The sequence below is a fragment of the Snodgrassella sp. ESL0324 genome (assembly GCF_013344955.1).
GTDB classification, from domain to species: Bacteria; Pseudomonadota; Gammaproteobacteria; order Burkholderiales; family Neisseriaceae; genus Snodgrassella; species Snodgrassella alvi.
Window position 1 is genome coordinate 179,737 of the sequence record NZ_JAAEDS010000012.1, and the last position, 19,288, is coordinate 199,024.

Annotated in this window: 16 protein-coding genes; 12 read left to right on the forward strand and 4 right to left on the reverse strand. The window is 40.3% G+C overall.

Annotated elements, in window-relative coordinates; all coding sequences use genetic code 11:
• Positions 1-152: 152 nt before the first annotated feature.
• The 4 genes from GYY70_RS03000 to GYY70_RS03015 are packed head-to-tail and all read right to left on the reverse strand — an operon-like array spanning position 153 to position 6,595.
• Positions 153-1,631 carry an efflux transporter outer membrane subunit gene (locus GYY70_RS03000; RefSeq protein ID WP_174831252.1) on the reverse strand — a complete coding sequence of 493 codons (1,479 nt, stop codon included), beginning with the start codon at positions 1,629-1,631 and terminating at the stop codon, positions 153-155.
• 31 nt (positions 1,632-1,662) lie between these two features.
• Complete coding sequence (locus GYY70_RS03005; protein WP_025330772.1) at positions 1,663-2,790, reverse strand: ABC transporter permease; 1,128 nt, start codon at positions 2,788-2,790, stop codon at positions 1,663-1,665.
• A complete protein-coding gene (gene rbbA, locus GYY70_RS03010; RefSeq protein ID WP_174831253.1) occupies positions 2,791-5,595 on the reverse strand; it encodes a ribosome-associated ATPase/putative transporter RbbA in 2,805 nt (934 codons plus the stop codon).
• Position 5,596: 1 nt separating this feature from the next.
• Entirely contained in the window at positions 5,597-6,595 is a 999-nt protein-coding gene (locus GYY70_RS03015; protein ID WP_025330774.1) for an HlyD family secretion protein, read from the reverse strand.
• Positions 6,596-6,835: 240 nt separating this feature from the next.
• Here GYY70_RS03015 and GYY70_RS03020 point away from each other — a divergent pair, with 240 nt between their 5' ends.
• The 12 genes from GYY70_RS03020 (at position 6,836) to guaA (ending at position 19,149) form a co-directional block, all read left to right on the forward strand.
• Positions 6,836-7,693 carry a chorismate mutase gene (locus tag GYY70_RS03020; RefSeq protein WP_025330775.1) on the forward strand — a complete coding sequence of 286 codons (858 nt, stop codon included), beginning with the start codon at positions 6,836-6,838 and terminating at the stop codon, positions 7,691-7,693.
• A 389-nt stretch (positions 7,694-8,082) separates the two neighbouring features.
• On the forward strand, positions 8,083-9,807 hold the full coding sequence (gene ilvB, locus GYY70_RS03025; RefSeq protein WP_174831254.1) for a biosynthetic-type acetolactate synthase large subunit: 1,725 nt from the start codon (positions 8,083-8,085) through the stop codon (positions 9,805-9,807).
• A 12-nt stretch (positions 9,808-9,819) separates the two neighbouring features.
• Positions 9,820-10,311 (forward strand): acetolactate synthase small subunit, encoded by a 492-nt coding sequence (ilvN, locus tag GYY70_RS03030; protein WP_025331818.1) that lies wholly within the window; start codon positions 9,820-9,822, stop codon positions 10,309-10,311.
• Positions 10,312-10,397: 86 nt separating this feature from the next.
• Positions 10,398-11,414 carry a ketol-acid reductoisomerase gene (gene ilvC / locus GYY70_RS03035; protein ID WP_025330776.1) on the forward strand — a complete coding sequence of 339 codons (1,017 nt, stop codon included), beginning with the start codon at positions 10,398-10,400 and terminating at the stop codon, positions 11,412-11,414.
• 94 nt (positions 11,415-11,508) lie between these two features.
• Positions 11,509-12,849 carry an MFS transporter gene (locus tag GYY70_RS03040; protein ID WP_174831255.1) on the forward strand — a complete coding sequence of 447 codons (1,341 nt, stop codon included), beginning with the start codon at positions 11,509-11,511 and terminating at the stop codon, positions 12,847-12,849.
• 136 nt (positions 12,850-12,985) lie between these two features.
• Complete coding sequence (gene smpB, locus GYY70_RS03045) at positions 12,986-13,432, forward strand: SsrA-binding protein SmpB (RefSeq protein WP_174831256.1); 447 nt, start codon at positions 12,986-12,988, stop codon at positions 13,430-13,432.
• Between the two features lie 321 nt (positions 13,433-13,753).
• Complete coding sequence (locus GYY70_RS03050) at positions 13,754-14,011, forward strand: hypothetical protein (RefSeq protein WP_084547083.1); 258 nt, start codon at positions 13,754-13,756, stop codon at positions 14,009-14,011.
• A 107-nt stretch (positions 14,012-14,118) separates the two neighbouring features.
• A complete protein-coding gene (locus GYY70_RS03055) occupies positions 14,119-14,634 on the forward strand; it encodes a hypothetical protein (RefSeq protein ID WP_174831257.1) in 516 nt (171 codons plus the stop codon).
• A gap of 294 nt (positions 14,635-14,928) precedes the next feature.
• Positions 14,929-15,462, forward strand: coding sequence for a hypothetical protein (locus GYY70_RS03060; protein ID WP_084584741.1), 534 nt, complete (start codon positions 14,929-14,931; stop codon positions 15,460-15,462).
• Between the two features lie 165 nt (positions 15,463-15,627).
• A complete protein-coding gene (locus tag GYY70_RS03065; RefSeq protein WP_174831258.1) occupies positions 15,628-16,182 on the forward strand; it encodes a hypothetical protein in 555 nt (184 codons plus the stop codon).
• A 342-nt stretch (positions 16,183-16,524) separates the two neighbouring features.
• Positions 16,525-17,472 (forward strand): DUF2806 domain-containing protein, encoded by a 948-nt coding sequence (locus GYY70_RS03070; RefSeq protein ID WP_174831259.1) that lies wholly within the window; start codon positions 16,525-16,527, stop codon positions 17,470-17,472.
• Positions 17,473-17,583: 111 nt separating this feature from the next.
• On the forward strand, positions 17,584-19,149 hold the full coding sequence (gene guaA / locus GYY70_RS03075; protein WP_084551170.1) for a glutamine-hydrolyzing GMP synthase: 1,566 nt from the start codon (positions 17,584-17,586) through the stop codon (positions 19,147-19,149).
• The last annotated feature ends 139 nt before the right edge of the window (positions 19,150-19,288 follow it).

The following is a 19,288-nucleotide window of genomic DNA, read 5'->3' on the forward strand; positions in this document are numbered from 1 at the left end:
CTCCCGGAGCAGAAAATATCAGGATACCTGATATATTTTGATTAATTAATAATTGCTATTATCATGTAATCTATCAGTGTACCATTACTGCCACTTATTCATACAAACAGAAAATTAAACGATAACATAATTTTCAGCTTAATTATCTTAAATCAGTTTTCATCAGTAATTTGCCAGCCTCCGCCTAATGCCTTATACAGATTAACCAGATTACGTGCCTCTTCCAGTTTGCCCTGAATTTGCTGATCATCCAAATCTTCTGCATTCAGGCGTGCCCGTAAACTGCGGTCTAGGGTCATATCGCCATAGCGAAACAGTTTTTCAGCCGCACCGGCCTGACTGGCAGCCTGCATTTGAGCCTGATGCATTAACCGGTTTTGTTTATTCAGACTAAACTGCATCTGATATGCGCTATCTACTTCAGCCAGAGCCTGTAAAATCATCTGGTCATATCCGGCAATAGCTGCCTGTAACTGAGCATCAGCCCGCTCAATATTATGTTTGATTCTGCCTGCAGTAAACACAGGAATAGTCATACTTGCATTCAGCAAACCGGCCGTATTTTTTAAATATGAAGTACTGCTGTCTAAATGTATTTGTCCGGTCTGCCATAAAAAATTAAGCGAAAATCTTGGCAGACGGTCAGCTTTAGCACTAGCTAAACCGGCACTCATCGCTTTCACCAGATTTTCCTGGGTGCGGATATCCGGTCTCCGGGTAATGAGATCCAGTGGAACCTGTCCCGCCGGAGCAGAAGGTAAATGCTGAAAAATATCCAAAGACGCAGGCGCAACCACAAATCCTTGCGAAGGCTGACCGGTCAATACCGCTATATTGCGCTGAAAAACATCAGCCTGTGCCTGATAAGTAGCAATTTTTGCCTGCATAGCTGAAAGTTTTGCCGCAACTTCTTTTACATCATAAGCGGATGCCTGACCTGCACGAAAACGCCCTTCCGTATATCGCTGCAATTGCTTAAGAGTAGCAACACTGTGCTCTCCTACTTTTACTCGTTGTTGCATCGCACGCATTTTCAGATAATTATCGGCAATTTCACTGCCAAGCATCATCTGCGCACCATGCCAGCGTTCTGTTTCACTCAGGCTCAGATAATGCATTTCATCAGCATCACTGCGCTTCTGCCCGAATACATCCGGCTCCCAGCTGGCTGTAAAACCTGCCTGAACCGTATTACCATGAGCATGCTGGCGATTATTACCCAGCGGCGAACCAGTTGCCTGCAAGTAATCCTTTGCATTACCAATGGCCGGTAAGTTTAAATCTTTAAGTGAATTATCACCATTGTAACGATGTAAACCTCCGCTGCTTTCCACACCTGCCTGCGGTCCTAAATCAGACTCAGCCATAGCGGCACTGGCTCGTGCTGCAAGCATATTTGCTTTCATTTTGGCTAGATTCCGGTTATTTTTTAATCCGGTTTCGATTAACTCATTCAGTACCGGATCCGGCCAGCTTTGCCACCAGCGGCTGATATCAGCTGAGCCGCGTGCTGCCGCATTCTGATCAAACTGCTGTGGCATTCCGACAGTAGATTTCACCTTAATATCAGTTCTGCTGCAACCTGCCACCAATCCTAAAGCCAATAATACAGACAACCATATTTTATTCATCACCATACGTCCCTAAAATCCGGTGTAAGCATCAGGAATGCTGTGCCAGCATGCCACGAAATCGCGATAGCGCCAGAGCCAGAAACAACACACCCATTATGCTCATCATCAAAATTTTCGGCCAGACAATATCCAGACCGGCATTGCGAAAGAGCACATCCTGACTAAACTGGGTAAATTGAGTTTCCGGTGAAAACCAAGTTATATACTGAAAAACTGCCGGCATACTTTCCAATGGCGATTCAGAGCCTGAAAGTAAACGCATTACCACATAAATCGGCAAACATAACAAACCAAACTGCGGCATGGTAGGAGCCAGCGTTGCAAACCAGATACCCAGAGATGCCACAGAAAACAAATAAATAAACATCCCCATACTAAATAAAAATATTGAGCCGTTTATCGGGATATGCAGCCAGCCCTGAATGACCAGCCATAAAGACAGCAGAGAAGCTACTGAGATAACCGCACCATTAGCAAAAATCTTGGCCATCACAATTTCACTGGGTCGTACCGGCATAACCAGCAACTGTTCTATCGTACCATGCTCTTTCTCACGGATTACCGCAGCACCGACCAGAATAATTGCCAGTAAAGTCAGATTGGACACCACATTCATCGTAGCGATAAACCATGAGGATTCACCATTGGGATTAAACTGAATATTTAACACCGGCGTAACCGGAGATAACTTCACTGCAGACTGCTGATGTAAAAAAGAACGTGTCTGTGCATCAATTATCTGGCTTAAATAATTAAAACCTATACCAGCCTGAGTTACTGACGTTGCATCAGCCAGCACCTGAATGGCAGGAGACCGTCCTGCCACCACATCGCGTTCAAAATTGGCCGGAATATCCAGTACAAAGACATAATCGCCTTTATCCATAGCCGCATCAATTTCTTCACGCTTTACTTCTACCGGCGGTTTAAAATAAGGTTCCAGCAAAGAATCACGAATTTGGTAAGACAAGGCACTGTGATCAGCATCCATAATGGCAACTGAAGCATGGCGCACTTCGGTAGTAATACTGGTTGCAACTGAGTAAATGGCTAAAGACAGCACGACCACCATTAATGCAATTAAAACCACATCACTCAGCAGACTTTTCAGCTCCTTTACACTCAGCACCCATACATTTTTAAACCATTGCAGCATCTATACCTCCTGCTTTTTCAGCAAGCAGCCGGCCAGAAAAACGTATACCAGACAAAATACCATTAATATCAAGTAATAGTTAATAAAGTCCAGAAAGCCTAAGCCTTTAGTAAAACCGCCTAAACTGATTAACTGATACCATGCAGTCGGGAAGCTCCAGCCAAACCAATAATTAACCCCGCTGAGTGTAGACAGCGGATACAGCAGACCGGAAAAATTCAGCGCCGGAATTAATGATAAGATTGCCGAACCGAAAATGGCAGCCACCTGCGACTTTACAAAGCTGGAAATCAATAAACCGAACGCTGTCGCTGCAAATATCAATGCCAGCGCACCCAGACTCATCGCCAGAAAACTGCCACGCACCGGCACACCCAATGCCACTACGGCCAGCCATACGAGAATCAGATAGCTGAGAAAAGAAACAAAAACATATGGAAGCTGTTTACCAATCAGAAACTGTCTAACCGATGCGGGGGAAGTATACAAATTAGTAATTGAACCGATTTCCCGTTCTCTCACTACCCCGAGAGCCGTCATCATTACCGGTATCAGCATCATTGCCATCATAATCATACCGGGGGTGATTGCAAAAATACTTTTAAAATCCTGATTATAAACATAGCGTGGCGCAATCTGCGCAGCCGGCTTAAGAGAGATTGGCAAACCTGTTTCAGTCCATTTCATCGCAGTATAGTTATTTAGTGTCGATAAAATAAAACTTTTAATATTTTCTGCCATAAACGGCATCGTACCATCAACATAAAAGCCCACTTCCGGCTTATTACCACGCAACAGATCACGACCAAAATGCGGCGGGATATCAATCACCATTCTGGCATTGGAAACCTTAAGCGTATTATCAATCTCAGCAGCACTGTGAAGATTGCCGGTGAAAGTAAAATAACGTGAACCTTGAAATTGCTCAATCAAAGCGCGGCTTTCTACCGTCTGGTCTCGATCTATTACCGCAAATTTAACATGCTCAACATCAAAAGATACTGACCATGCAGCCATCATCATTAACACCACCGGTCCGAACAAAGCAAAGAATAAACGAATTTTATCCCTCAGTAATTCCTTGCCTTCGCGTACAGCAAATGTCCATATAGTCTGTAGCCAGTAAGCCAGGCTATCAACATCCGTTGTTTTACCCGAAGATTGACCAAATCCGCTTTCATGCGCGGTGTTTGCGGTTTCTTTTGTATCAGAAGCAGATACCTGAGATTTAGGCTGATTTTTATCTACAGCCTCCTGCAAATAATCAATAAATGCAGTTTCAAGATCATCTGTATCTTTACTTTCACACAGTTCTTCTGGTGTCCCGATAGCCAGAACCCGCCCCTGATGCATGAATGATATCCGGTCACAGCGCTCCGCTTCATTCATGAAATGCGTAGAGACAAAAATAGTAGTGCGATGATTTCGCGACAAATTTAGCAGATGATGCCAGAACATATCTCTGGCCACCGGATCAACCCCGGATGTCGGCTCATCCAGAATTAATACCTGAGGATGATGCAGACAGGCTGCTGCCAGCTGCAAACGCTGTCTGATACCCAGCGGCATTTCACTAGGCTGAATGTCCGCAAATTCAAGCAGATCGAATTCCTGTAGAGACTGCTGAACAGAAGAATCAATCTGGGCAGCATCCATACGGTATAATCGGGCTGAAAGTACCAGATTCTGTCGTACCGTTAACTCTTCATATAAAGAAAACGACTGCGACATATAACCGATTTTCATCCGAGTCGTCATATCATTGGCATTAACCGTATGACCTAATAGCTCAGCAGAACCGGAGCTGGCATCCAGCAGCCCCGTCAGCATTTTCATGGTTGTTGATTTACCACAGCCATTCGAACCAAGAAAACCAAAAATTTCGCCCCGCTCAATCCTGAAACTAACATTATTAACGGCAATAAAATCACCAAAACGTTTGGTTAAATCCTTTGCCTCAATCGCCGGTGGTGAGTCTTTATCCGGAACAAACGGCGTTAGTTGCAGACTGCCCGATTTATTCTGCTTATTTTCAGGCAAAAGTTTGACATAAGCCTGTTCCAGCGTATCCGTATGGGTATCATCCAAAACCTGCTGAGTGGGCGCATTGACAATCAGATGACCATTATCCATTGCCAGCAGATATTCAAAGCGTTTCGCTTCATCAAAATATGCCGTGGCTACAATCACCGTCATATCCGGGTTTTCTGTCCGCAATTCATCAATCAACTGCCAGAACTGCCGACGGGATAACGGATCCACTCCGGTAGTTGGTTCATCCAGAATCAGTAATTCCGGATTGTGCACCAGCGCACAGCATAAACTTAATTTCTGTTTCATGCCTCCGGAAAGCTTACCTGCCGGCCGGTCAGCAAAAGGTGATAATCCTGTCGCCTGCAATAAACGCGCAATACGTTCGTGACGCATACGTCCATGTAAGCCGAATAAACGAGCATGAAAATCAACATTTTCATTAACCGACAAAGTAGGATAAAGATTCTGACCAAGCCCTTGCGGCATAAACGCAATCCGATGGCTTAGCGACTGCCTGCTATGCTTGTCCGCCATACTGTCGCCAAATACCAGTATCTCGCCCTGCTGAATAATTTTTACACCGGCTATCAAAGACAGCAAAGTAGACTTACCTACCCCGTCCGGACCAATCAGACCCACCGTTGCACAGCGCCGGATTTGCAATGATACATCCTGCAATGCCTTCGTCTGACGGTATTGATGAAAAACATGGCGTAAATCTACAGCCCATTCTTCTCCTGTTACAGCCTGCGCTTTGGCCGTACTATCCATATCAGGCACCTTTGGCAGATTGTTTTATACTGGGTAAATTTACCTGCCATTGCTGCGGCCATGCTTTATTGTTATCAAAACGGATATATCCATTACCTGTCAGCCCGCCCTTAAGCAGTCCACTGTATTTCAATGCAATCTCAGGCGGAATTTTCAGCTTAACCTTATACATCAGCTTTTGCCGTTCATTCTGAGTTTCTACAAACTTAGGCGTAAACTGAGCATTGGAATCAATAAAATCCACCTTAGCCGGCCAGACTGCATTCATTCCGTCCAGAATAATCCTTGCTTCATCCCCAAGCTTTAATTTACCGATAGTATCTGTGGGTAAATACACCGACAGCGTTACATCAGACGGATCAAGTAATGACACAACTTTATTACCTTCACCCAGTACATTACCGGCCTCGGCAATACGATACTCTACACGCCCGGCTTTAGGCGCACGTATCAGCATATCGTTATTAGCAGAAGAAGTAGCATTAATCTGAGCCTGAGCCTGTTGTACTGCTGCCAGAGCCTCAGCGCGGGCTGCCTGAGCAGATTTAACTCTGGCTATTGCAGCATCACGTTCAGCCAGTCTCCGGCGTAATTCAGGTGAAGAAACCAGTTCATCTGATTTAAGCTGACGCGCATTATCCAGATCCATTTGAGCAACCTTATGTATCTGCTGCTGAGCGGCAATTTCTGCTTCTGCTTTAGAGACATTTTCCTGTGCACGCTTTTTATCAGCACGGGCAGCATCCAGCTTGCTACTGGTCTGATCAGATGAAAGCTCAGCCAGAACCTGATCTTTAGCGACTACATCACCTTCATCCACTTTCATCTCAATGACACGACCAGCATATAAAGTAGCCACATCCAGCCGTTTGAGTTCCATACGGCCATTACCGCCAGCAAAACCATCAGGTAAATCAGTATGGCTGCGCATATTAATCCACACTGCCAGTCCGGCTAATACCAATACCACCAACACAAACAACAGTTTTTTTGTTTTCATTTATTTTTCCCTGAACAAACTGTTTTATTGGTTCCGCATCACGAAACTCGCCATATCTTGCTCACACAATTTAACACATAAAATATCCATTCATTTCATCAATAACAATAGTTTACTATTACTGTTACATATTTGCGAAAATTGCGCCAAGCAAATTCTGAGTGCTAAACAACTAATTGCCACTTGTCAGCATTCTGTTTTTTTCTGACAATCAGAATACTGTTTTCAAGGAATTCGGATATGATTATCGTAATGCAGCGTCAGGCAACCGAAACACAGATCAGCAATGTCATCAGTTTTATCCGTGGACGCGGATTGCACGAACATTTATCCCGTGGCGCAGAACGCACCATCATCGGTGCTGTTGGTGATGAAAGAGTCTTCGAACCACGCGAACTGGAAGCACTTGCCGGCGTTGAAAAAGCCATGCGCATACTACAGGACTGGCGCATCATCAGCCGTGAAAGTCAGCCCGAGGATACAGTTATCACCGTACGAGGACAGAACTTTGGCGGCAACCATTTTCATATAGTCGACAGCATGAGCGGCACCCGGCTTCCGCAAAGAGCTAATGTCTTTATCGATCCTTTTTATCAGGCATTTTCACCCTATTCGACAGTGCCGCAAACCAATATCAGCATGCAACAACAAATTAAGCAGGCACATGCAGCCAATAAACCCGTCTGGCTGCGTATCAGGGATGTGCGCCAGCTAGAACCGGCTTTACAGGCAGAAGCAGATATTATCTATCTGGGCGGAGAGTTAATGTCTAATCGCACACTCCTTAACGAAGTAGGCTGTCTGAATATTCCGGTTGTACTCTGCAAAGACAAACATCATCAGGTAGATGAATGGTTGATTGCAGCTGAGCATATTGCCTTAAAAGGCAATCATCATCTGATGCTGGGTGAAGCAGGTACATTAAGTCTGGAGCGAAACGCTCCTTACCGGCTTGATGTAGAAGCCATTGTTAAAGCCAGACAGATTACTCATTTGCCCATTGTGGCCAATATTTCCCGCCTCGCTCATGCCTATATGGACAGTGCAACACTTATGCAACTGGCACAAGCTGCAGGTGCTCATATTGTCATACATTAACTGGACAATAAGTCCAAAACCAATAATTTTATAAAAACATATATTATTTATAAATTTAGACAAATTTAATCATTTAAAACGTTAAATTTGTCTAAAACAAGTATAATATTGCGCAAAATATAAAATATTTAGCATAAAATAAATTAATATAATCATATAACTAGCATTCTTTTCAAAATTAGCGCTTGCTTAACATCTATACCTGTTTTATCGTAAACACTCATTTAGCTAACCCAAACCTGCTATTCCGACTACCGGATGCAGAGCCAATAGATCATCACAATAAGTATATTCGCGTACCCTAAACCGCCGTTTACACTTATTAATCTTACCGGATGAAGATGCATTGGCAATGTATCAGTCGGACTACTAGAACATAAGAGGTTGATATGCAACTTTCAGGTGCACAAATACTCGTGCAGAGTCTTAAAGCCGAGAATGTAGAATATGTTTTCGGATATCCCGGCGGAGCAGTTCTCGAAATCTACGACGCCATCTTTCAATTAAAAAAATTCCGCCACATACTTGTCCGTCATGAGCAGGCTGCAGTTCATGCTGCTGATGCATACTCACGCGCCAGCAACGGAGAAAAAATCGGAGTCGCTCTGGTAACATCTGGTCCGGGTGCTACCAATGCCATAACCGGCATAGCCACCGCCAATTCCGATTCTGTCCCGCTCGTAGTCATATCCGGTCAGGTTGGCTCACCTGCTATCGGTACTGATGCCTTTCAGGAAGTCGATACTGTCGGCATTAGCCGCCCGTGTGTAAAACATAATTTTCTGGTTACCCACGTAAGTGAGCTGGCAGAAACAGTTAAAAAAGCCTTTCAGATTGCGCGTACCGGCCGACCCGGTGTAGTAGTGATTGATGTGCCCAAAGATGTGACCCAGGCAATGGCGAAATTCAGCTATCCGCAGGAAGACATCAATATCCGCTCCTACCAGCCCGTTACTCAGGGACATACAGGTCAGATAAAAAAAGCAGCACAAGTGATGGCTGCAGCTAAACGACCAATTGTACTGTACGGCGGAGGCGTAATCCTGGGTAATGCCAGCAACATCCTTACCGATTTTATTCAGTCTACTGGTACACCTTGTGTCTCTACCCTGATGGGATTAGGCGCATTTCCTGCCACCAACCGTCAATTTCTTGGCATGGTAGGTATGCATGGCAGCTACGAAGCTAATATTGCTTTACAAAATGCCGACGTAGTACTTGCTGTCGGTGCCCGTTTTGATGATCGTGTTATTTCTGTACCCGATAAATTCACTGACGATGGCAAAAAAATCATCCATATTGATATCGACCCGTCCAGCATTGCCAAACGCGTAAAAGTAGACGTACCCATTGTTGGTGATGTTAAAAACGTTCTGGCTGATTTACTAGCCCTGTGGCAGAAGCAGAATCTGAACTTTAACAGTAATGCACTGGACAGATGGTGGAAAAACATCGAAAACTGGCGCAGCCGTAACAGCATCTGGTTTGAAAGTTCAGATGAAATTATCAAACCTCAGCAAGTAATCCAGACACTGGCAAAACTGACCGACAACAATGCCCTCATCACATCGGATGTTGGTCAGCACCAGATGTTTACAGCACAGTACTATCCATTCGTACGCCCGCGCCAGTGGCTAAACTCCGGCGGGCTGGGCACAATGGGCGTTGGACTACCTTATGCTATGGGTGCCAAACTGGCTAAACCGGAAGAAGACGTATTCTGTATTACCGGTGAAGGTTCTATACAAATGAATATCCAGGAACTTTCCACCTGTTATCAGTATCGTCTGCCGATTAAAGTGATCAATCTTAATAACGGCTTCCTTGGAATGGTTCGTCAGTGGCAGGAACTCTATTATGACAACCGCTATTCAGAAACCTATATGGAATCATTGCCTGACTTTGTCAAACTGGCTGAAGCCTACGGGCATGTCGGCATCAGAGTGGAAAAAGCAGCCGACATCGAAGGTGCACTGAAAGAAGCCATTGCACTCAAAGACAGACTGGTATTCATGGATTTCATTACCGACCGTACTCAGAATGTCTATCCCATGGTAGGCAATGGTAAAGGTCTGGATGAAATGGTATTACCGCCACATATGAGAGAAGAATAGCCGGAGCACATCATGAGACATATTTTATCCATTCTGATGGAAAATCAGGCCGGAGCCATGAGCCGTATTGTTGGTCTGTTTTCAGCCCGTGCTTACAATATCGATTCCCTGTCCGTATCTCCAACAGAAGACAAAACCCTGTCACGAATGACAATTGTCACCAGCGGCGATAACAAAGTAATGGAACAGATAACCAAGCAGCTTAATAAACTGATAGAAGTTATCAAAGTTATCGATCTGAACGACAGCAACTACGTTGAACGTGAATTAATGCTGGTTAAGCTGCGTGCTACCGGCAAGGATCGCGATGAAATACTGCGTCTGACCGATATCTTCCGCGGACACATCATTGATGTAACCGACAAAACCTATACAGTGGAAATCACCGGCACCAGCAGCAAACTAGATGCCTTTCTGGATACCGTGGGCAAAACACTTATTCTGGAAACCGTACGTACCGGTGCAGCAGGCATAGGTCGCGGCGAACGCATGTTACGTATTTAAGCCGGACATTTTTAAAGCATTATCCGACCTAAAAACATATTAAAACCCTGATTTTAAAATCAACACATTAAATTGAAGGAATAGCAATGCAAGTTTATTACGATAAAGACGCAGATCTCTCATTAATCAAAGGCAAAACCGTAGCCATCATCGGTTATGGCTCACAAGGCCATGCTCACGCTGCCAACCTGAAAGATTCAGGTGTAAACGTAATCGTCGGGCTGCGCAAAAGCGGTAATTCCTGGCATAAAGCAGTAAATGCCGGTCATGACGTACGGGAAGTTGCAGAAGCCACAAAAGCAGCCGATGTAGTGATGATTCTGACACCTGACGAATTTCAGCCGGCAGTTTATCAGAATGAAATCGCGCCTAATCTGAAAGACAATGCCACAGTAGCTTTTGCTCATGGTTTTAATATTCATTACAACCAGATTATTCCGGCCAAAAATCTTGACGTAGTGATGATTGCACCCAAAGGGCCTGGTCACACAGTACGCAGTGAATTCCTGAAAGGCGGTGGTGTGCCCAGCCTGATTGCAGTACATCAGGATGCAACCGGTCGTGCCCGCGACATCGCTTTATCCTATGCTGCAGCCAATGGCGGTACCAAAGGCGGCGTGATTCAGACAACCTTCAAAGAAGAAACTGAAACCGACCTCTTCGGTGAACAGGCCGTATTGTGCGGCGGGCTGGTTGAATTAATCAAAACCGGTTTTGAAACACTGGTAGAAGCAGGCTATGCTCCGGAAATGGCTTATTTTGAATGTTTGCACGAAATGAAACTGATCGTAGATTTAATCTACGAAGGTGGTATTGCAAACATGAACTACTCCATTTCCAATAATGCCGAATACGGCGAATACTTTACCGGCCCGCAAGTCGTAAATGAACATTCACGTCAGGCTATGCGCGAGGCATTAAAACGCATTCAGAATGGTGACTATGCCAAATCATTTATCGTAGAAGGTGCAACCAACTATCCGTCAATGACTGCCCGCCGTCGTCAGAATGCTGATCATCCGATCGAAATCATTGGCAACCAGTTACGCAGCATGATGCCATGGATTGCCAAAAACAAACTGGTTGATCAGGATAAAAACTAATATAGCTGCTTAAGTCTGTTTGTAACAAAGCAAAAAGCTTGTGTATGCATTTTCATATACAAGCTTTTTTTAAACCCCGAATTCAAGAAAGAATATGACTACTCCACCCGCTCCGCAGTCTGAATCTGCAAACAAAATTACTCAGAACTCCCCTGCCAAAGTAGCGATTGCCAGCCTCGTAGGTACAGCCGTAGAGTTTTACGATTTCTACATATACGGACTTGCTGCTGCACTCGTATTAAGCGACCTGTTTTTTCCAACCAAAGATCGGGCAATTGCCATCATGTCCTCATTTCTTACTTTTGGAATAGCCTTTGTTGCCCGCCCTATTGGTGCCGGATTATTCGGACATTTTGGCGATAAAGTTGGTCGTAAAACCACCCTGATAGCATCATTACTGATAATGGGTATCAGTACAACCCTGATCGGTGTTCTGCCGACATATCAGCAGGCAGGTATTATTGCACCGGTTTGTTTATGCGTCCTGCGCTTTTGTCAGGGTCTTGGCTTAGGTGGTGAATGGGGCGGAGCCGCTTTACTGGCTACCGAAAATGCGCCCAGAGGTAAACGTGCTCTTTTTGCTATGTTTCCGCAAATCGGGCCTCCTATCGGATTCATTACTGCCAGCCTGATTTTCATTGTTTTATCCAAAAATCTTGATAATGCACAAATGATGTCGTGGGGCTGGCGTATCCCTTTTTTACTGAGCATTGTTCTGGTTGGTCTGGGTATGTATGTTCGCATGTCCATTATTGAAAGTAATGCTTTTCGTACCATGGTTGCCAGACAGAGTGCTGTAAAAATCCCTCTGACTGACACTGTACGCAAACATTACAATCAGCTTTTTTTAGGCTCTCTGGCTGCTACATCGTGCTTTACCCTGTTCTTTTTAACAACCGTATTTTCTTTGCAATATGCTACTACAAAGCATGAGTGGCAAAGTACAGCATTATTTAATAAAATTGAGTATTTATCCATTCTCATGGGTGCCATTGTATTTATGGCTGTCGGTTCCCCGATATCTGCATGGCTTTCAGACAGAATCGGCCGTCGCCCGGTATTTCTGATAGGTGGTATAGCCACAATCATAATCGGTTTCTTTTTTGGTGACTTAATCAATTCTTCCAGTGCCATTACAGCTGCCATTTTCTTATCTTCTGCTCTGTTTATAATGGGTATCTTGTGGACACCTTTAGCAGCATTCTTACCAGAAATATTCCCTACCAACGTAAGATATACCGGTGCAGCTATCTCCTTCAGCTTTGGCGGTATTTTGGGTGGATCACTTACCCCGTTTGCTGCAGCATGGATAGTTAAAACATATGGCTTACAGGGTACAGTATATATAGGCTGGTTTCTGATTGCCGCCTGTATACTTAGTATGATTGCAGTACTACTGCTACCAGAAACACATAAACAGGAAATTGAAAATTAAAACAGATAAAAAACCGATTTAACCAATCGGTTTTTTATCTTAGCGATTAATTCACCTTAGTGTTAGCTTAATCTGTTTCCATAATAAATCTTTCTGCTAAAATACACATAAAAATACTATGTAGCAGATATCTAAAATGAGCATTATCAACAATAAAAAAGCATTTCACGATTACTTTATCGAAGAACAGATAGAAGCCGGAATTGTTCTTGAAGGCTGGGAAGTAAAGGCTATTCGTGCCGGACGAGTACAAATCAAAGAAAGCTATATCCAATGGAAAAAAGGTGCTTTTTATCTGGTTGGCAGTCACATTACTGCTTTACCCACCGCTTCCAATCATGTAAAACCCGATCCCGTACGGCAGCGAAAATTATTACTGAAACAATCAGAAATCAACAAACTGATAGGCAAAGTAGAACGCAGTGGTTATACCCTTGTGCCTGTTAACATGCATTACAGCCATGGTTATGTAAAAATCGATATGGGGTTGGCCAAAGGTAAAAAGCAGCATGACAAGCGCCAAAGCAGCAAAGAAAAAGACTGGAATCGTGAGAAACAACGCCTGCTTAAACAGACACACTAAATCCTGGCAAATATTAATAATAAAACGGGAAATTAAATTCATTAATTTCCCGTATAAATAAAAAAATTAAACTAATTAAAGCATCTCTTTTTATCTGGTAAAATAATACAACTAATAAACTCCAGAAAATCACATTTCATATAAACCAAATCAAATTAATCATAATCTATTATTAAATCAGTATTTTATAAATCATCCTTTAACATCCATTCTCAATATAATAAATAGTTAAATTTAACTAGACATAAAAAAGTTAAATTATGTTAAACTTGTATTACTGTATCAATACAGGCAAGCATTATTAACAATACAGGGTGTGTAATGATGAAGAAAATCGGTCTGCTATCAATAATTTTATTGCTAAACGGCTGTATGACATTAAACGGAGATTACCGTCTCGTTGCATTGGATGAAAATGGTAACGACCTGGCACCTAAAGTACAAATGCTGGCTCAAGGAACAGGAATTTATCGCTCAAAAATTGTACTATGTAAGGCATTTCCTAAAGCCACAGTCCGGATTTACGACACCAGGACAAATGAAGAACTAAAAGGAAAAAGTCCGCGAAAATGCCGGTAAACATGAATTATTAAATAAATATTTTATTTACCATCAGACTCCATACTTAATTTAAGAAAACTGTTTATTCAAATTTTATGAATGGCCGACCACAAGATTTTAAAATCATGCATGAATGGTATTGTTGTTCAAGAGCCTATGCATTTCTTTATTTATATTTTGGATCTGTAGGTGCTTATATTTGTTTTTTGTACCTAATGAATATATTATTTAAATGTCCAAACTTTAGCATAATAACAGTTTTACTTGCAGCAATTAGTACACTTTTTTTATGGAAACTCTTTAAAACTAAAAGAAATAATATTAAACAGGTTTACTTCACATCAAAAGACATTTATATAGAAGATAAAAAAATTGATATATCATATCTTGAATCTGTTACATTGATTGAACAACCATACCCTAGTTTAAATAAAGCTCTATTTACGTTCTGCATAAAATTTACCAAAAACCCAGTAATTAAAGATGATGTATATTTTTACATGGCATTTGGTAATAGGCTATTTGAATGGAATGAAGATTATGACTATCAAAACCGCTTTATTACTATTCTGGAAACTATAGCAAAAGAACGAAGAGAGCTACTAAAAAATTCTGGTAAAGCATCTAATATATCTGAATGACAAGTTATTCATGCTGGTAGAATCTGAATAAGGAAAATAATATCTACCAACATATTTTTATTTAAAAATCAAATCACATAATCACTTTACTCATTGCATCTAATCACATAAAAACCGCTCCTGTGCACTTTAAATCACGTTGAATTTTATAATTTCACCAGACAAAAAAGTTAAATTATGTTAAAATAGTATTGCTACATCAATATAAGCAAACACCCTTACTAACATTCCATACCTAATTTAAAAACTGTATATTCAAATTTTATGAATGACCGATCCCAATATTTAAAAATCATGAAAGAATGGCATTGTTGTTCAAGATATCATGCATTTATTCATTTGTATTTTGGAGCTACAGGTGCTTATATTTGCCTTATGTACCTATTAAATATAATATTAAAAGATCAGCAGTTAAATATATTATTTGAAGATCAGATTTTAAACACATTAATAGCTTTACTTGCAGCAATAAGTACTTTTTTTTTCTGGAAACTTTTTAAAGCTAAAAGAAAAAAAATTAAACAGGTTTATTTCACACCAAAAGCAATTTATATAGAAAACAAAAAAATAGATATATCTTATCTTAAATCTATTACATTTATTAAACTTAAATACCCTACTTATAATAGAGGGTCTACATTTAAGTTCTGCATAAGATTTACTGAAAACCGAGTAATTAAAGAAGATATATATTTTTACATGGAATTCGGTAAGCCATTTCGATGGAAGTATCAGGATTATAATTTTGAAGATTGTTTCATCACTATTCTGGAAGATTTAGCAAAAGAAAGAAGAGAGCTATTAAAAGATTCCGGTAAAGCAATCTAATTTTACTGAAAAATAAGTTATTCATGCTGGTTGAATCAGAATAAGAAAAATAATATCTACCAACATATTTTACTTAAAAATCAAAACACTTTACCTATTGCATCAAACTTTATAAAAATCTATCCTGTAAATTTTAAATCATGCAGAATCCCGGAAAGAGATTTTATGAATGACCAAGCACAAAATTTAAAAGTCATGCAAGAATGGAGAAGTGAATCTAAAAAATTTACCTCTAATAAACTTTTTGCACATATTAATTATTTCGTTTACTTTATTTATTTTTGTGCTTATCTGATTCCTTTCGTCTTTGGGCAATACTTTTGGTTTTGGTCAACAATACTTCTATTTGTAGTAATCCCTGCAGTTATTAAATTAAAAAAAACTAATGAATTAATTAAAAAGGTTCTTTTCACACCAGATGCAATCTATGTAGAAAATGAAAAAATAGATATATCTTATCTGGAATCTATTGCATTTGTTCAGCATATAATCAAAGCTAATCCATTAATCTCCAGCGAAAATTATCCTGACAATATAAAAGCCTTTGAATTTGTTATGACATTTAATAAAAACTCAAACATAAAAGAAGATATACACTTCTATATACAATTTAGTGACGGAATTGTAGAAAATATTGCTGATTACGATTATCAAAACAACTTTATCAATATTCTGAAATCTTTTGCAAAAGAAAAAAGAGAATCATTAAAAAATTTGTGAACAGTAGTCTATTAATTTAGTATTTAAACCATTTGTGCATATTAAGCTCTTTAATATTAGCCTTTCTAATAATTTTTTTCTTTCAGTCAGATAAATTTTATTCTAATATTAAAGTATTGATGTTATATAAATTATTGATATTTTCTCTTGAAACTCGATTATATCTTCATTAAAATGTTAAAAAACAACAGAATTTCAATTTCAACTTTTTAAAATAGTAAAAAGATCTTATTAAAAAAGAAAAAGTTACCATAAAAATTTTTACGAGGATTAATATATGAAAAAAATTCAAATTTTAATGTCAAATTAAAAACCAATTTAGGCATTCCTCTTAAACCAATTATGGAAAAATCAGCTAGAGTAGGTGAGATAGTTTCTTATTTATTATTTGGTAATAAGCTTGCTAAAAGTGAAAGAATGAAAATTTTATCTGATGCACAAAATGAAGTTGATAAAAAAAATATTTTATCGGGGAAAATTACATATGATCTCAATACTAATCATCTTTCACTAAATCCTGAACGCAATTTGATCGAAGTTGTAGCGGAAACAATAAAAACAGATGAGACGATAAATATCTTAAAATGTATTGAAAATTCTCTTAAATATATAAATTATAAAGTAGATGCTGATGATAAGCCATCGGAAGATTTTCTAAATAAATGGAGAAATGAAGCTAAATTAATCGCAGATGAAACTTTAAAAGATATATGGGGAAGAATTTTAGCTGAAGAAATTAATAATCCTAATACATTATCACTAAGAACTCTTGATCAAATAAGAAATCTTTCAAAATTTGAAGCTGAATGTTTTGATAAATTATCTACTTTTATATTGTATGGTGATTGTATTTTAAATCCAGAAAAAGATAGTGATAAATTATTTAGTAAAGAAGAACTGATTTGTTTAAGAGATGCAGGATTAATTACTCATTATACACCTAGGATATATACATCATCTAATTGGAAACAAAAGAAATTAAAAAATAAGAAAATATACTATATAACAAATTCAACTCACATGTTTTTTATATATGAAAAGGATGTGATTGAAGAAGTACCATACATCATTACTTGGCCTCTAACACAAGCAGCAAAAGCTATTTATTCTTCAATTTTAATAAAAGAAAATAAGCCTCTTGATATAGATCATTTAATTAGTATTATATTAGAACAAAATAAATCTCCATTTGAATCAAAACAAAATAAGTTTAAAAAAATATATTATAGTAATTGGGATCCTATTAAAAAAGAAATTACATCTGAAATAAAAGTATATTCTATAAAATAATTTAAATTTAACTTATTTATCAACGCAATCATAATGATATCTTTTACAGAATTAAAATCTGAATAGTGATAAAATAACACGCTTTATTTAAACACCTGTCAAGAGCCTAGCATGAATCAGGATAAAATATTAATTCTCGATTTTGGTTCACAAGTAACCCAGCTTATCGCCCGGCGCGTACGTGAAGCTCATGTTTATTGTGAATTACATTCATTTGACATGCCTATTGAAGATATCAAGGCATTCGCCCCTAAAGGCATTATCCTGTCCGGTGGTCCCAATTCAGTTTATGAATCAGACTATCAGGCTAACCCGGAAATACTCAATCTCGGTATACCCATTCTTGGCATTTGTTATGGCATGCAATGGCTGGCACATACCATGGGCGGCGAAGTCAGCGGTGGCGATCAGCGCGAATTCGGCTATGCTCAGGTACATACAGAAGACAGCCAGTTTACCAATGGCATTTTTGATAACCAGCCTAACACACTGGATGTGTGGATGAGCCATGGCGATAAAGTAAGCAAACTGCCAGAAGGATTTAAAAGTATCGGACATACACCAAGCTGTCCGTATGCCATCATTGAAAACCCGCACAAGCACTTTTACGGTGTTCAGTTTCATCCTGAAGTTACCCATACCAAACAGGGACGTGAACTAATCAACCGCTTTGTACTTGATATCTGTCAGGCCAAACCCAGCTGGACTATGCCTAACTATATCGAAGAAGCTATTATCAAAATTCGCGAACAAGTTGGTTCCGATGAAGTTATTCTTGGCCTTTCCGGCGGAGTAGATTCATCCGTAGCTGCTGCACTGATTCATCGCGCCATTGGCGACCAGCTCACCTGCGTATTTGTAGATCATGGCCTGTTACGCTATCAGGAAGCGCAAATGGTTATGGATATGTTCGGCAAAAACCTTGGCGTCAATGTGATTCACGTTGATGCCTCTGCCGATTTTCTCGCCAAACTTGCCGGTGAAACCGATCCTGAACGTAAACGTAAAATTATCGGAGCCGAATTTGTCGAAGTATTTCAGCAAGAAGCCGGCAAACGTCAAAATGCAAAATGGCTGGCACAAGGCACCATCTACCCTGATGTAATCGAAAGCGCCGGTGCTAAAACCAAAAAAGCACATGCTATTAAAAGCCACCATAATGTAGGTGGTCTGCCCGAAACCCTTAATCTGCAATTGCTAGAACCACTGCGTGATTTGTTCAAAGATGAAGTACGCGAACTGGGCGTTGCACTGGGATTACCGCGTGATATGGTTTACCGTCATCCCTTCCCCGGTCCGGGCTTGGGTGTGCGAATTCTGGGTGAAGTAAAACGCGAATACGCCGATTTACTGCGCCGTGCCGACCATATTTTCATTGAAGAGTTGCGTAACACCTGCGATGAAGACGGTGTATCCTGGTATGATAAAACCAGCCAGGCTTTTGCTGTATTCCTGCCAGTAAAATCTGTAGGTGTAATGGGAGACGGTCGCACCTATGAATACGTAGTAGCCCTGCGAGCAGTAATTACCAGCGATTTCATGACAGCACACTGGGCCCATTTGCCCTACGACCTGCTCGGCCGCGTTTCCAATCGCATCATCAACGAAGTACGCGGCATTAACCGTGTCGTTTACGATGTCAGCGGCAAACCGCCAGCCACTATCGAGTGGGAATAAAATTTAGTTTTTGGTAGTTTTCAATTCTTTATCAAACCCAGTTATATTAATAAATATACTGGGTTTTTGTATATTAAAAGCATAAAATTATATCATAATTTTCAACAAAATAACAATAAATAAAATTTAATTCAGCATG

Excerpts from the sequence above, each read along its gene's own strand:
- GYY70_RS03000 (WP_174831252.1), bottom strand. The coding sequence starts at position 1,631 with ATGAATAAAATATGGTTGTCTGTATTATTGGCTTTAGGATTGGTGGCA.
- GYY70_RS03005 (WP_025330772.1), bottom strand. The coding sequence starts at position 2,790 with ATGCTGCAATGGTTTAAAAATGTATGGGTGCTGAGTGTAAAGGAGCTG.
- rbbA (WP_174831253.1), bottom strand. The coding sequence starts at position 5,595 with ATGGATAGTACGGCCAAAGCGCAGGCTGTAACAGGAGAAGAATGGGCT.
- GYY70_RS03015 (WP_025330774.1), bottom strand. The coding sequence starts at position 6,595 with ATGAAAACAAAAAAACTGTTGTTTGTGTTGGTGGTATTGGTATTAGCC.
- GYY70_RS03020 (WP_025330775.1), top strand. The coding sequence starts at position 6,836 with ATGATTATCGTAATGCAGCGTCAGGCAACCGAAACACAGATCAGCAAT.
- ilvB (WP_174831254.1), top strand. The coding sequence starts at position 8,083 with ATGCAACTTTCAGGTGCACAAATACTCGTGCAGAGTCTTAAAGCCGAG.
- ilvN (WP_025331818.1), top strand. The coding sequence starts at position 9,820 with ATGAGACATATTTTATCCATTCTGATGGAAAATCAGGCCGGAGCCATG.
- ilvC (WP_025330776.1), top strand. The coding sequence starts at position 10,398 with ATGCAAGTTTATTACGATAAAGACGCAGATCTCTCATTAATCAAAGGC.
- GYY70_RS03040 (WP_174831255.1), top strand. The coding sequence starts at position 11,509 with ATGACTACTCCACCCGCTCCGCAGTCTGAATCTGCAAACAAAATTACT.
- smpB (WP_174831256.1), top strand. The coding sequence starts at position 12,986 with ATGAGCATTATCAACAATAAAAAAGCATTTCACGATTACTTTATCGAA.
- GYY70_RS03050 (WP_084547083.1), top strand. The coding sequence starts at position 13,754 with ATGATGAAGAAAATCGGTCTGCTATCAATAATTTTATTGCTAAACGGC.
- GYY70_RS03055 (WP_174831257.1), top strand. The coding sequence starts at position 14,119 with ATGCATGAATGGTATTGTTGTTCAAGAGCCTATGCATTTCTTTATTTA.
- GYY70_RS03060 (WP_084584741.1), top strand. The coding sequence starts at position 14,929 with ATGAAAGAATGGCATTGTTGTTCAAGATATCATGCATTTATTCATTTG.
- GYY70_RS03065 (WP_174831258.1), top strand. The coding sequence starts at position 15,628 with ATGAATGACCAAGCACAAAATTTAAAAGTCATGCAAGAATGGAGAAGT.
- GYY70_RS03070 (WP_174831259.1), top strand. The coding sequence starts at position 16,525 with ATGGAAAAATCAGCTAGAGTAGGTGAGATAGTTTCTTATTTATTATTT.
- guaA (WP_084551170.1), top strand. The coding sequence starts at position 17,584 with ATGAATCAGGATAAAATATTAATTCTCGATTTTGGTTCACAAGTAACC.